General features: G+C 70.2%; 14 protein-coding genes. 8 read left to right on the forward strand and 6 right to left on the reverse strand.

The window, feature by feature from the left end; all coding sequences use genetic code 11:
* Window positions 1-65 precede the first annotated feature (65 nt).
* Window positions 66-350, reverse strand: a complete 285-nt coding sequence (locus tag ACFUN8_RS34210) for a GlsB/YeaQ/YmgE family stress response membrane protein (protein WP_383646450.1) — start codon at window positions 348-350, stop codon at window positions 66-68.
* A gap of 216 nt (window positions 351-566) precedes the next feature.
* Between ACFUN8_RS34210 and ACFUN8_RS34215 the strand changes: the two genes are divergently transcribed.
* Together ACFUN8_RS34215 and ACFUN8_RS34220 are read left to right on the forward strand one after the other, a co-directional pair.
* The gene (locus ACFUN8_RS34215; RefSeq protein ID WP_383646453.1) at window positions 567-941 is read left to right on the forward strand and encodes a DUF3099 domain-containing protein; all 375 of its coding nucleotides are present in this window, start codon (window positions 567-569) and stop codon (window positions 939-941) included.
* A gap of 251 nt (window positions 942-1,192) precedes the next feature.
* Complete coding sequence (locus ACFUN8_RS34220) at window positions 1,193-1,450, forward strand: hypothetical protein (RefSeq protein ID WP_354606012.1); 258 nt, start codon at window positions 1,193-1,195, stop codon at window positions 1,448-1,450.
* Here the strand turns inward: ACFUN8_RS34220 and moaA are convergent.
* The 3 genes from moaA to ACFUN8_RS34235 all read right to left on the reverse strand — a co-directional run bounded on the left by moaA (window position 1,433) and on the right by ACFUN8_RS34235 (window position 4,648).
* Window positions 1,433-2,422, reverse strand: a complete 990-nt coding sequence (moaA, locus tag ACFUN8_RS34225; RefSeq protein WP_383646457.1) for a GTP 3',8-cyclase MoaA — start codon at window positions 2,420-2,422, stop codon at window positions 1,433-1,435. The genes ACFUN8_RS34220 and moaA overlap by 18 nt on opposite strands.
* 208 nt (window positions 2,423-2,630) lie before the next feature.
* On the reverse strand, window positions 2,631-4,280 hold the full coding sequence (locus ACFUN8_RS34230) for a cation acetate symporter (protein ID WP_383646460.1): 1,650 nt from the start codon (window positions 4,278-4,280) through the stop codon (window positions 2,631-2,633).
* Window positions 4,277-4,648: a DUF485 domain-containing protein gene (locus ACFUN8_RS34235; protein ID WP_383646462.1), complete on the reverse strand. Its 372-nt coding sequence runs from the start codon at window positions 4,646-4,648 to the stop codon at window positions 4,277-4,279. Before ACFUN8_RS34235 ends, ACFUN8_RS34230 begins: the two co-directional genes overlap by 4 nt.
* A gap of 234 nt (window positions 4,649-4,882) precedes the next feature.
* On the opposite strand from ACFUN8_RS34235, the gene ACFUN8_RS34240 reads away from it, so the two are divergent.
* Window positions 4,883-6,412 (forward strand): S8 family serine peptidase, encoded by a 1,530-nt coding sequence (locus tag ACFUN8_RS34240; RefSeq protein ID WP_383646465.1) that lies wholly within the window; start codon window positions 4,883-4,885, stop codon window positions 6,410-6,412.
* Between the two features lie 60 nt (window positions 6,413-6,472).
* On the opposite strand, the gene ACFUN8_RS34245 is transcribed toward ACFUN8_RS34240, so the two are convergent.
* A complete protein-coding gene (locus tag ACFUN8_RS34245; RefSeq protein WP_383646468.1) occupies window positions 6,473-7,138 on the reverse strand; it encodes a lysoplasmalogenase in 666 nt (221 codons plus the stop codon).
* On the reverse strand, window positions 7,135-7,968 hold the full coding sequence (locus tag ACFUN8_RS34250; protein ID WP_383646471.1) for a sterol desaturase family protein: 834 nt from the start codon (window positions 7,966-7,968) through the stop codon (window positions 7,135-7,137). Before ACFUN8_RS34250 ends, ACFUN8_RS34245 begins: the two co-directional genes overlap by 4 nt.
* A 321-nt stretch (window positions 7,969-8,289) precedes the next feature.
* On the opposite strand from ACFUN8_RS34250, the gene ACFUN8_RS34255 reads away from it, so the two are divergent.
* From ACFUN8_RS34255 to ACFUN8_RS34275, 5 genes are all read left to right on the forward strand, one after another.
* Window positions 8,290-9,297 (forward strand): DEDDh family exonuclease, encoded by a 1,008-nt coding sequence (locus ACFUN8_RS34255; protein WP_383646474.1) that lies wholly within the window; start codon window positions 8,290-8,292, stop codon window positions 9,295-9,297.
* A 63-nt stretch (window positions 9,298-9,360) separates the two neighbouring features.
* Entirely contained in the window at window positions 9,361-9,594 is a 234-nt protein-coding gene (locus tag ACFUN8_RS34260; RefSeq protein WP_354606005.1) for a hypothetical protein, read from the forward strand.
* 84 nt (window positions 9,595-9,678) lie between these two features.
* Window positions 9,679-10,467, forward strand: coding sequence for an SURF1 family protein (locus tag ACFUN8_RS34265; protein WP_383646478.1), 789 nt, complete (start codon window positions 9,679-9,681; stop codon window positions 10,465-10,467).
* Window positions 10,468-10,496: 29 nt separating this feature from the next.
* Complete coding sequence (locus ACFUN8_RS34270; RefSeq protein WP_383646481.1) at window positions 10,497-12,326, forward strand: glycoside hydrolase family 15 protein; 1,830 nt, start codon at window positions 10,497-10,499, stop codon at window positions 12,324-12,326.
* 5 nt (window positions 12,327-12,331) lie between these two features.
* Window positions 12,332-13,087 (forward strand): SDR family oxidoreductase, encoded by a 756-nt coding sequence (locus tag ACFUN8_RS34275; RefSeq protein WP_383646484.1) that lies wholly within the window; start codon window positions 12,332-12,334, stop codon window positions 13,085-13,087.
* Window positions 13,088-13,156 lie beyond the last annotated feature (69 nt).

Raw genomic sequence — 13,156 nt, forward strand, 5'->3', positions numbered from 1 at the left:
GCCCGGTACGCGTGTCGCGTACCGGGCCGTACCGCTGTCCGCCCGCTCTGCCCGCTCTGCGGGGTCTATCGGCTCTGCGTCCGTCTCCTGCCGCCCCGGATCGACGACCAGAGCATGTCGCCCACTCCCACGACGAGGATGGCGCCGATCAGCTGGAGCACATGACGTGTCCAGTCGATGCCCTTGGTGTCCTCGACTCCGAACCAGCCCGCGGCCGCGTTGCCGAGGATGCTGCCCAGGATGCCGAAGACGGTCGTCAGCCACAGCGGGATCCGCTGTTTGCCGGGGATGATCGCCTTGGCGATCAGGCCCAGCACCAGACCCACGATGATTGCCCACAGCCAGCTCATGGTCGCCTCCTCGTGCGGCGCGCTCTGCGCATGTGCGGTCAGTCTCGGTGTGTCCGGCATACGTCGCATGTCGAACAGGGCCGTACGTGGCCGGGCGGGGGCACGGTGCGCCGCCGTCGAGCGGTCCCCACTCTCGTAGGCGGCGCACGGCGGGCGTACCGTTGTGCGGGTCCGGCACGGGGAACGGCCGGCGAGGGAATCGGGTGGTGGGTCGTGATGCGGAAGCAGCGCAGCGCCGAGGTCTTCCAGATCTCGGGAGCGAGGCGGGGGCTCGACGAGGACGTGCGCGGCAGACAGCGGCGCTATGTCATCTCCATGCTGGTGCGCACGCTCGGGATCATCCTGGCCGTGGTTCTGTGGAATGTTGAGCGTTATGTGGCGATTGCCGGTCTCGTGCTGGGCATCCTGCTGCCCTACGTGGCCGTCGTGTTCGCCAACGGGGGCCGGGAGAAGGCCCGTTCGCTGCCCTCGACGTATCTCACCCCGGAGGCCCGGCCGATGATCGCTCCGGCCCCCGCGGCGGGCGGAGCGGAATCCGCCGCACGGTCCGCGAATTACGAACACCCCGCTCCCCCGCGCGAGCGGGCCTGAGCCGGGCGGCCTCCAAGCTCAAGAAAAGCTCAGATCAATCATGAAGTTCCGGTGCACCTGACCCCATTACCCGTGACATACTTTGTAGGCGCTCCGCATCCCCCGTCGGAGCGACGGACCGACGCCGGGCAGCTCCCCCCGTGGCTGCTCGGCGTCGCCTTTTTTCGGGTGTTTTCTCCCGGAATCGGGGCCTGCGTCCCAAAGGTCACCGGTTGACGGTCGCACCCCGGTCACGCCCTAGGCTTGAGGCCGTGGACCTCTTCGATTTTCCCGGCGCCGCTTCCGGTCCCGACGGACCCGTCTGTTCGGCCAAGGGCTGCCGCGCCGCCGCCGTATGGGTGCTGGCGTGGAACAACCCCAAGCTGCACACACCCGAGCGCCGTAAGACCTGGCTGGCCTGCGACGAGCACCGCGAACACCTGTCGTCGTTCCTCGGTGTCCGCGGTTTCCTCAAGGACGTGGTCACCCTGGCCGAGTGGGAGCGGGAGCGCTCAGCCGCCGATGGCTGACATGGGCCGGTCGGGCTGGAGGAACGTCGGGTCGTCCAGGCCGGAGCCCGCCTTCTTGCCCCACATCGCCAGCTTCCACACCGTCGCCACGTCGTCGTCCGTGGCGTCCGAGCGCAGGGCCGCGCGCAGGTCGGTCTCCTCGCGGGCGAACAGGCAGTTGCGCACCTGACCGTCGGCGGTGAGCCTGGTGCGGTCGCAGGCCGAGCAGAACGGGCGGGTGACGGAGGCGATGACGCCGACCCGGTGCGGTCCGCCGTCCACGATCCAGCGCTCGGCCGGGGCGGATCCGCGCTCCCCGCCGCCCTCCTCGGTGAGCGTGAAGCGGGTGCTGAGCGACTGGAGGATGTCACCGGCGGTGATCATCCCGTCACGCTTCCAGCCGTGCTGGGCGTCGAGGGGCATCTGCTCGATGAAGCGCAGCTCGTAGCCGTGTCCGACGGCCCACGCGAGCAGTTCGGGAGCCTCGTCGCCGTTGAGCCCCGGCATCAGCACGGTGTTCACCTTGACCGGGGTCAGTCCGGCCTCGCGCGCGGCGGCCAGGCCGTCGAGCACGTCCTGGTGGCGGTCGCGCCTGGTCAGGGTCTTGAAGACATCACGGCGCAGGGTGTCGAGGGAGACATTGACGCGGTTGAGGCCGGCGGCCTTGAGGGCGGCGGCGGTGCGCTTCAGCCCTATGCCGTTGGTCGTCAGCGACATCTTGGGGCGGGGGGTGAGGGCCGCGCACCGCTCGACGATCCCGACGAGTCCGGGCCGCAGCAGCGGTTCACCGCCGGTGAAGCGGACGTCGCGGACGCCCAGCCGGGTCACGGCGATCCGTACGAGTCTGACGATCTCGTCGTCGGAGAGGAGATCGGGCTTCGCGAGCCATTGGAGGCCCTCTTCCGGCATGCAGTACGTACACCGGAGATTGCACTTGTCGGTGAGCGAGACCCGCAGATCGGTGGCTACCCGGCCGTAGGTGTCGATGAGCACTGTGAGCCCCCTTCCCTCGTGGTGCGCCTGGTCCCTCTGGCCGTACGTGTGGACGGTGGCCGCCGTGGTGCGCGGCGCGTCCGGTCTTTCGAGCCTACGGCAGTCCTGTGACAACGACGGGGGCCGTTTGCCACGAGGAGCGGCGTGGCCGCGTCGTAGGACTCTACGACGCGGCCACGCCAAAGGCTCTCGCTTCGGTGGAGAACGATCAGTGCGCTCCGGTGCCGGTGAGCGACTTGACCTCCAGCTCCGCGTACTTCTTGACGTCCGGCTCCTCCTTGGAGAGGAGCGATCCCAGCCAGCCGAGCAGGAAGCCCAGCGGGATGGAGATCAGACCGGGGTTCTCCAGCGGGAAGAAGGCGAAGTCCACGCCCGGGAACATCGAGCTGGGCTTGCTGGAGACGACCGGTGAGAACAGCACCAGCAGGACGGACGAGGCGAGACCGCCGTAGATCGACCAGAGCGCGCCCGCCGTCGTGAACCTCTTCCAGAAGAGGCTGTAGAGGAGCGTCGGCAGGTTGGCGGATGCGGCGACCGCGAAGGCGAGGGCCACCAGGCCGGCGACGTTCAGGTCGCGGGCGAGGGCGCCGAGGGCGATGGAGACGACGCCGATGGCGACGGTCGCGTAGCGCGCCGCGCGGACCTCCTCCTTCTCGGTGGCCTTGCCCCGGCGGATGACGTTGGCGTAGATGTCGTGCGCGAACGACGACGAGGACGCCAGGGTCAGACCGGCCACGACCGCGAGGATGGTGGCGAAGGCGACCGCGGAGATGACGGCGAGCAGGATGGCGCCGCCGGTGGAGTCCCCGCCGCCGCCGATCTCCATGGCGAGCAGTGGCGCCGCCGTGTTGCCCGCCGCGTTGGAACTGGTGATCTCCTCCGGGGTGAGCAGCGCCGCGGCGCCGAAGCCCAGGGCGATGGTCATCAGGTAGAAGCCGCCGATGATGCCGATGGCCCAGTTGACGGACTTACGGGCCGCCTTGGCCGTGGGCACCGTGTAGAAGCGGATCAGGATGTGCGGCAGACCGGCGGTGCCGAGGACGAGCGCGATGCCCAGGGAGATGAAGTCGAGCTTCGAGGTCTCCGTGAGGCCGTACTTGAGTCCCGGCTCCAGGAAGGCCGAGCCCTTGCCGCTGTTGGAGGCGGCGGTGCCGAGCAGGTCGGAGACGTTGAAGTTGAACTTCAGCAGCACCAGGAAGGTGATGAGCAGGGTGCCCGCGATGAGCAGGACGGCCTTGACCATCTGGACCCAGGTGGTGCCCTTCATGCCGCCGATGGTCACGTACACGATCATCAGGATGCCGACCAGGGCGACGATCAGGACCTTGCCCGCGTCGCTGGTGATGCCGAGCAGCAGCGAGACGAGCACACCCGCGCCGGCCATCTGGGCGAGCAGGTAGAAGATCGAGACGACGATGGTGGAGGCGCCCGCCGCCGTACGGACGGGGCGCTGGCGCATCCGGTAGGCGAGGACGTCGCCCATGGTGTAGCGGCCGGAGTTGCGCAGCGGTTCGGCGACCAGCAGCAGCGCGACGAGCCAGGCGACGAGGAAGCCGATGGAGTAGAGGAAACCGTCGTATCCGAACAGGGCGATGGCGCCCGCGATACCGAGGAAGGAAGCGGCGGACATGTAGTCGCCGGAGACCGCGAGTCCGTTCTGGAAGGCGGTGAACTGCCGCCCGCCCGCGTAGAAGTCGGCGGCGCTCTTGGTCTGCCGGCCGGCCCACACGGTGATGACGAGGGTCGCGACGACGAACAGCGCGAAGAGCGTGATGATCAGCGGCCGGTGCTCGCTGGCGTCGGTGTTGGCGGCCAGCTGGATTCCGGCCGCCTCGATCGGCTGAAGGGTCGGGCTCACAGGTCGGCCTCCATACGGGACTTGATCGCCGCGCCCTTGGGGTCGAGCTTCTGCGATGCGAACTTCGCGTAGAACCAAGCGATGAGGAAGGTGGTGACGAACTGACCGAGGCCGAAGACGAAGGCGACGTTGATGTTGCCGAAGAGCTTGGTGCCCATGAAGCCGCCGGCGTAGTTGGACAGCAGGACGTAGAGCAGGTACCAGGCGATGAAGGCGACGGTCAGGGGGAAGGCGAAGGAGCGGTACGTACGGCGTAGTTCGCCGAATTCGGCGCTCTCCTGGACCTCGACGAACTGTGCTGTCGTGGGCTGGGCGGGCATGCTGGGATCCGAATCGCCCTTGGGCGGCGGCGGTCCATCGGTAGCCACGGAATCTCCTCGTGACGCGGGTGCGGTAGGGGTGCTCGGGGAGGTAGTCACAGGGGGTGATGCTGCTCCACCCCCTGACAACGGCACGGAGAGCACGCCGAAGTGGTTCAACACCAGCGCTTTTCTGACCGAAATCATTGATGAGCAGGGATGATCAGCGATAGCTTCGCTCGTCATGTACCCGTCCATGCGCAGCGTGCGCAGGGGCGGCCTCACGGATGATGTGGAGAACCCATGGCTCATCTGAGATCCAGACGGCGGCGCGGACTGGTCCTGCCTGTCGGTCTGGCGCTCATCGCCTCGCTCGGCTTCCTGCCGGCCGGGTCCGCCTCGGCGGCGCCGGTCGACGTTCCGGCCGCCGTCTCGGCGGACGGCCCGAAGCTGTCGTACGTCGTGAACACCAACGGCGGGCACTCCACCGTCAAGTCGGTGAAGAAGGCCATCGCCAAGGCCGGCGGGACGATCACGATCGCCTATGACCAGATAGGTGTCATCGTCGTCCACTCGCAGAACCCGGAGTTCGGCAAGACAATCCGCAAGGTCCGGGGCGTGGCTTCGGCGGGCGCCACCCGCACGAAGCCGATGGCGGCCCAGACCACCACGGACATCGACGCCGAACAGCCGCTGTCCGCCAAGGAGGCGAAGGCCGCCACGGCGAAGGCGTCCGACGACCAGGACGCGCTTGAGCCGCTTCAGTGGGACCTGCCGGCCATCAAGGCCGACAAGGCGCACAAGAAGTCGCTCGGCAGCAGCAAGGTCACGGTCGGCGTGATCGACACGGGTGTCGACGACACCCACCCCGACCTCGCGCCGAACTTCGACCGCCGCGCCTCGGTCAGCTGTGTGGGCGGTACGCCCGACACGGCGGACGGTGCCTGGCGTCCCGGCCCCGGGGAGAGTGACCACGGCACGCACGTCGCGGGCACGATCGCCGCGGCCAAGAACGGTACCGGTGTCACCGGTGTCGCTCCGGGCGTGAAGGTCTCCGGCATCAAGGTGTCGCAGCCCGACGGCTTCTTCTACACCGAGGCGGTCGTCTGCGGCTTCGTCTGGGCCGCGGAGCACGGCGTCGACGTGACGAACAACAGCTATTACACCGACCCGTGGCTGTTCAACTGCGAGGACGACCCGGACCAGAAGGCTCTGGCCGACGCCGTCACGCGGGCCACCCGGTACGCCGAGGGCAAGGGCATCGTGAATGTCGCCGCCGCCGGCAACTCGGACATGGATCTGGCCGCCGACGAACTCACCGACGGCTCCAGCCCGAACGACACCACTCCGGGTGACCGTGTGATCGACCCGGACGAGTGCCTGGACATCCCGTCGCAGGTGTCGGGTGTCGTCACGGTCTCCGCGACCGGTGCGAAGAACCTGAAGGCGTCGTACTCCAACTACGGTCTCGGGGTCGTCGACGTCGCCGCTCCCGGCGGTGACCTGACGGCGTACCAGACGCCGGAGGCGCCCGCCGTCAACGGTCTGATCCTGAGCACGCTGCCCGGTGGTGGCTTCGGCTACAAGGGCGGCACGTCGATGGCGTCCCCGCACGCGGCGGGTGTCGCGGCGCTGATCAAGTCGACCCACCCGTACGCCTCGCCGTGGCTGGTCAAGACGTTGCTGAACGTCCAGGCCGACGCGACGTCGTGCACCAACCCGTACGACATCGACGGTGACGGCACCGTCGACGCGGTGTGCGAGGGCGGCAAGCAGAAGAACGGCTTCTACGGAGCCGGCACGATCGACGCCCTGGACGCCGTCCGCCGGTAGCGGTGGACGCGTGAGTGGGTGAATGGGTGAGCGGGCCGTCCGACCGGGCGGCCCGCTCAGTCATGTACGGGCGGGGCGGGCCTCGGCGCGGGTACCGGGCCGGGGGACGGTGGTGGCCTTCAGGATCCCGGCCGTGAGCAGGATCTGCGCCGCGAGGTACGTGAGCATGATCCACAGATCGGCGGCCGGCGGCTGCGGCCGGTCGGCGACGCCGGTGGCGATGAGCGTGTCGGAGAGCAGGAAGAGCGCGCCGCCCGCGCCCGCGAGCGGGCCGAGGCCGCTCGCCCGGTAGGCCATGGCGGCCAGCAGCAGGCTGTACACGGCGACGGGGACGCGGAGTTCGGCCGGGAGGTCGGACCACAGCAGGGCGAGCGTCACGACGAGCACGAGGCCGTATCCGACCGCCAGGTCCGGGCGGGTGCGGCGGTGGGCGAACAGGACGAGGTAGCAGACGTGTCCGGCGGCGAAGCACCCCATGCCCGCGAGGAACGCCCCGTCGGCCGACGAGAGCAGGAACACGTCACCGCCCCAGCCGAGGAGCAGCGCGGCGACGAGCGGCCGTGGGCCGCCCCGGACGGCCACGTACGCGGCGAGCAGCGGCATCAGCAGGGGTTTGGCGAGGAGTTGACCGGTCCGCGCGTCGAGGGCGACGCTCACCAGTTCGCCGACGGCGGCGAGCGCGAAGGCGGCCAGGAGGGCCGCCCGGAGGGCGTGGCGGCCGTTCACTCGGGCTGCCAGCCGGGGCCCCGGAAGACCCGGCCCGCCTTCTCGCGCCAGTCGCGGGCCGCCCGTACGTCGCGTGCGATGGCGGCGTACTCGTGGGTGGCGACCCGCAGCGGGTTGTAGCTCTCTATGTTCTTCGTGAGCCCGAAGACGGGCCGCTCGGTCTCCGCCGCGAAGGAGCGGAAGAGGCGGTCCCAGACGATCAGGATCCCACCGAAGTTACGGTCCAGGTAGCCGCCTTGGGAGGCGTGGTGGACCCGGTGGTGGGAGGGCGTGTTCAGGACGTACTCGAAGGGGCGCGGCAGCTTGTCGATCCGCTCGGTGTGCACCCAGAACTGGTAGACGAGGTTCGCCGACGAGCAGAAGGCGAGGGCCGCGGGATGGGCGCCGAGGAGGATGAACGGGAGGTAGAAGGGCCAGACGGTGAGCGAGGTCCAGGGCTGGCGCAGCGCGGTGCTGAGGTTGAACTTGCGGCTGGAGTGGTGCACCACGTGGCAGGCCCACAGGATGCGTACGACGTGGTGGCCGCGGTGGGACCAGTAGTAGAAGAAGTCCTGCGCGAGCAGCATCAGCGGGATCGTCCACCACAGCACGGGGACGCGCAGGGGCGTCAGCTCGTACGCCGCCGTGTAGACGGCGACGACGGGGATCTTCCACAGGAGGTCGAAGCCGAGGCTGCCGAGGCCCATGGAGAGGCTGGTGGCGGTGTCCTTGCCCGAGTACCCGGCGGCGTCCTCGTCGGGGTGGAGTCGGCAACTCACCACCTCGACAAGGGTGAGCAGGACGAACGCGGGAATCGACCACAGCACGACATCGGGCAGGTTCGGCGGCATGTCAGCACGGTAGGGCCGGGTGCACGGCCCCCGCTAGATGTTGTTACTGACAAGTATGTAAGACATTCCGTCAGCGGCCGGTCGGCAGGACGACCTGATTCCCGCCGACCGGAGCGGTCCTGGCGCGGGCCGGCAGCCCGGCAAGGTCCCGGCAGAGCCCGCCGCGGCCTCGGCCGAGGCCGGGGGTCCGGTCGGCGACGGAGGTTTCGCGACGCTCCTGGGGGCGTGTTCCGGACGATCCGTCAGCGCCTTTGCCACGCGGGCGGCCCGACGGCCGGTCAGAGGCGCGTCACGGACTGTCAGTCGCGGCCCGTATTCTCTGTGACCATGCTCGACGACCCTGCGACTTCAGCGATGTGGCCGGCCGCGTACCCCCAGGGATACGCGGTCGTCGACGTGGAGACCACCGGACTCGCCCGCGACGACCGGATAGTGTCCGCGGCGGTGTACCGGCTGGACGCGCGGGGCGACGTCGAGGACCACTGGTACACGCTGGTCAACCCCGAGCGGGACCCCGGCCCGGTCTGGATCCACGGTCTGACGACCGCCGTGCTGGCGGGCGCGCCGCTGTTCCGGGAGGTGGCGCACGAGTTCTCGGAGCGGCTCGCGGACCGGGTGCTCGTCGCGCACAACGCGGCCTTCGACTGGTCGATGATCTCGCGGGAGTACGCGCGTGCGCGGGCGACCGTGCCCACGCGTCAGCGGCTGTGCACCATCGCGCTCGCCAGGGAGCTCCGACTGCCCCTGCCCAACCACAAGTTGGCCACGCTCGCCGAGCACTTCGGCGTCACCCAGCAGCGCGCGCACCACGCGCTGGACGACGCGCGGGTCCTCGCGGAGGCGTTCCGGCCGAGCCTGCACGCGGCGGCGCGCGACGGGGTGCGGCTGCCGCTGCTCGAATGCCGGCCGCTCACGGAGTGGTCGGACAGCCCGGTGACGCCGCTGATCGGCCATCAGCCGACGCACCGTCCGGGGACCTGGCGGCCGTCGCGCCGGCTGCCGGCCTGCCCGTATCCGAATCCCGGGCGGTACGAGAGCGACAAACCCCTCGCGCAGGGGATGCGGGTGGCCTTCTCGGGTGACACGTCGGTCGACCGCGAGCTGCTGGAGGACCGGGCCGTCGAGGCGGGGCTGCATGTCGCCACCAGCGTCTCGCGGAAGACGAGCCTGCTCGTGACGAACGATCCGGGGTCGGCGACGTCGAAGACGGTGAAGGCGGCGGAGTACGGCACACCGGTCGTCGACGAGGCGGCGTTCACGCATCTGCTGCGCGACGTGGCGCCTTCCCCCGTGGCCCGGCCCGCGTCGGTGCGCCCGTCGGACGGGTGATTGCGCCGCGACTCGCCCGCCACCCGCTCGCACAGCGCCGCGCCGCGTCCCAACCTGTGGCGCATGGCACGTTGCGAAGTCTGCGGAAACGAGTACGGCATGTCCTTCGAGGTGCACGCGCAGGGAGCGGTGCATGTCTTCGACTGCTTCTCCTGCGCCATCCACCGCATGGCGCCCGTCTGTGAACACTGCCGGGTCCAGATCATCGGCCAGGGTGTCGAGGTCGACGGACAGTGGTTCTGCGGTGCCCACTGCGCCCGCGCGGAGGGGAAGGTGGGCATCGTCGACCGGGTGTGAGGTCCGGAGAGGGTGGGCGGGCGCCGACCGGGCGGGGCGGACCCGCTGCCGAGGGCGCCCGGCCCGCCGGGTACCGTCGAAGGCGTGTACCGCTTCCTCCTGTCGCGGCAGTGGGTGATCCTCACCCTGCTCGCCCTCGTCCTCATCCCCGTGATGATCGAACTGGGCTTCTGGCAGCTGCACCGGCACGAACACCGGGTGGCGCAGAACGCCCTGATCGCGAACAACCTCAAGGCGAAGCCGGTCCCGGTCACCGAGCTGACCTCCCCCGGCCACACCGTGCCGCGCGCCGACTTCTGGCGGCAGGTCGAGGCCACCGGCAGGTACGACACGGCGCACGAGGTCGTCGTACGCCGCCGGACCAACGTCGACGAGACCGTCGGCTTCCACGTCCTGACCCCGCTCGTCCTCGACGACGGCCGCGCGGTCCTCGTCAACCGGGGCTGGATCCCCTTCGGGGACGACCAGCGGTCCTTCCCCGACATCCCGGCGGCGCCGAAGGGCGAGGTCACCGTCGTCGGCCGTCTCAAGGCCGACGAGACGACGGCCACCAGCGGCATCAAGGAACTGAGCGACCTCCCGGACCGCCAGGTCATGCTGATCAACAGTGAGCGGCAGGCCCGCTCTCTGGGCCGCACCGTCCTCGGCGGCTACATCGAACAGACCTCCCCCGCGGCGCCCGGCGGCAGCCCGGAGCAGATCCCGAAGCCCGACTCCAGCTCCATCGGCGCGCACATGGCGTACGCCGTGCAGTGGTGGCTGTTCACCGCCGGCGTGCCCGTCGGCTGGATCATTCTCGTACGGCGCGAAACCCGCGACCGCGCGGCGACCGCCGCCCGGGGCGCCCCCGAGCGCGAGACCGCGGCCGCATAACGCGCCTGTCCTGCGGGAACAGGGCAGAAGTGACCCAACGCATCGAGGACTACGCCCTCATCGGCGACTTGCAGACCGCGGCTCTCGTCGGACTGAACGGTTCCATCGACTGGTTGTGCCTGCCACGCTTCGACTCGGCCGCCTGCTTCGCGTCCCTGCTGGGCAACAAGGAGAACGGCCACTGGTTGCTCGCGCCCCGGGGCGCGAGCCGCGCCACCGGCCGCCGGTACGTGGGCGATTCGCTGGTGCTGGAGACTCTCTGGGAGACCAGGGGCGGCACGGTGAAGGTCACCGACTTCATGCCGCAGCGCGACATCGCACCGGACGTCGTACGGATCGTGGAGGGCGTCAGCGGCTCGGTGGAGATGAACGCCACCCTGCGGCTGCGCTTCGACTACGGCTCGATCGTGCCGTGGGTGCGCAGGACCGACGGCCAGCGCGTCGCCGTCGCCGGGCCCGACTCGGTCTGGCTGCGGAGCGTCTCGCGGGCGCGGCCCGTCGGCGGTGAACCGCCCCCGAACGAGAAGCCGTCGGTGAAGACATGGGGGCAGGAGTTCAGCACCTGCTCGTCGTTCACCGTCGGCGCCGGGGAGCAGGTCGCGTTCGTCCTCACCTGGCACCCGTCGCACCTGAAGCGCCCCGACCTGATCGACCCGTTCGACGCGCTGGAGCACAGCAAGGCGGACTGGGAGGAGTGGGCGGCGCTCTGTACGTACAAGGGGCCGCACCGCGAGGCGGTCCTGCGCTCCCTGCTCACCCTGAAGGCGCTCACCTACGCCCCGACCGGCGGCATCGTGGCGGCCCCCACGACCTCGCTCCCCGAGGAACTCGGCGGCGTACGGAACTGGGACTACCGCTACTGCTGGCTGCGCGACTCCGCCCTCGTCCTCGGCGCCCTGCTCTCCGCGGGCTACGTCGACGAGGCCGAGTCCTGGCGCGACTGGCTGCTGCGCGCGGTCGCCGGGGACCCCTCCGACCTCCAGATCATGTACGGCGTCGGCGGCGAACGGCGGCTCCCCGAGACGGAGTTGCCATGGCTGAGCGGTTACGCGGGCGCGAGCCCGGTCCGGATCGGGAACGAGGCGGTCGAACAGCTCCAGCTCGACGTGTACGGCGAGGTCATCGACTCCCTGCATGTGGCACGGGGCCTCGGCGTCACCGGTCAGCCGCACGCCTGGGACCTCCAGCTCGCCCTGCTGGGCTTCCTGGAGTCGAAGTGGCGCGAGCCGGACGAGGGGCTGTGGGAGGTGCGCGGGCCCCGGCGGCACTTCACGCACTCCAAGGTGATGGCGTGGGTCGCCGCCGACCGCGCGGTGAAGACGCTGGAGGCCGATCCGTCGCTGCGCGGCGATGTGAACCGGTGGCGCACGATGCGCGACGAGGTGCACCGGGAGGTGTGCGAGAAGGGCTACGACCCGGTCCGTAACACCTTCACGCAGGCGTACGGCTCCGAGGAACTGGACGCGGCGACGCTCCTGATCCCCCGCTACGGCTTTCTGCCGCCGGACGATCCGCGGGTCGTGGGCACGGTCGACGCGGTACGGGCGGAGCTGGGCCCGGAGGGCCTGGTCCGCCGCTACAGCACGGAGGGGACGGCGGTCGACGGACTGCCGGGCGGGGAAGGAACGTTTCTCGTCTGCTCGTTCTGGCTGGCGGACGCCCTGCTGATGACGGGCCGCAGGAAGGAGGCGACGGAACTCTTCGAGCGGCTTCTCGCCCTGCGCAGCGACGTCGGTCTGCTCGCCGAGGAGTACGACCCGGCGATCGGCCGGCAACTGGGCAACTTCCCGCAGGCGTTCAGTCATATCGGTCTCGTGGGGACGGCCCTCGCCCTGGCGGCGGACGAGGAGGCAGGATAGGGGCCATGGATCTTGGGCTGAAGGACCGTGTCTACGTCGTCACCGGCGCGTCCCGGGGGCTGGGGCGCGCGTCCGCCGAGGCGCTGGCGGCGGACGGCGCGAAGGTGGTGGTCACCGGGCGCGACGAGAAGTCCGTCACCGAGGCGGCGGACTCGATCGGTCCGAACGCGTTCGGCGTCGCCGCGGACAACGCCGATCCCGGTGTCGCGGAGCGTCTGCTCGCCGTGGCACGGGAGCGGTTCGGCGGCTTCGACGGGATCCTGATCAGCGTCGGCGGCCCACCGCCGGGACTGGCGCTGGACACGACGGACGAGCAGTGGCGGTCGGCGTTCGACTCGGTCTTCCTGGGCGCGGTACGGCTGGCGCGTACGGCGGCGGCGGAGCTGGGCGACGGCGGGGTCATCGGCCTCGTCCTGTCCGGCTCGGTCTACGAACCGATCCGCGGCCTCACGATCTCCAACGGCCTGCGGCCGGGCCTGGCGGGTTTCGCGAAGTCACTCGCCGACGAGGTCGGTCCGCGCGGTGTCCGCGTGGTCGGGCTGCTACCGGCCCGAATAGACACCGATCGCGTCCGCGAGCTGGACGCGCTGTCCGCCGACCCGTCGGCGGCCCGTGCGTCGCACGAGTCCCGCATCCCGCTGCGCCGCTACGGCACACCGGAGGAGTTCGGCCGCACGGCGGCGTTCATGCTCTCGCCGGCGGCGTCCTATCTGACGGGCCTGATGCTCCCCGTCGACGGCGGCACACGTCACGGCTACTGACGGCCACGCCCAGCCCGCCCGGCGTCTGAGGGCACGACCGAAGGCCGCACGGGGTCCAGGGCCTGTCTC

The sequence above is a fragment of the Streptomyces sp. NPDC057307 genome, from assembly GCF_042667665.1.
Taxonomy (GTDB): domain Bacteria; phylum Actinomycetota; class Actinomycetes; order Streptomycetales; family Streptomycetaceae; genus Streptomyces.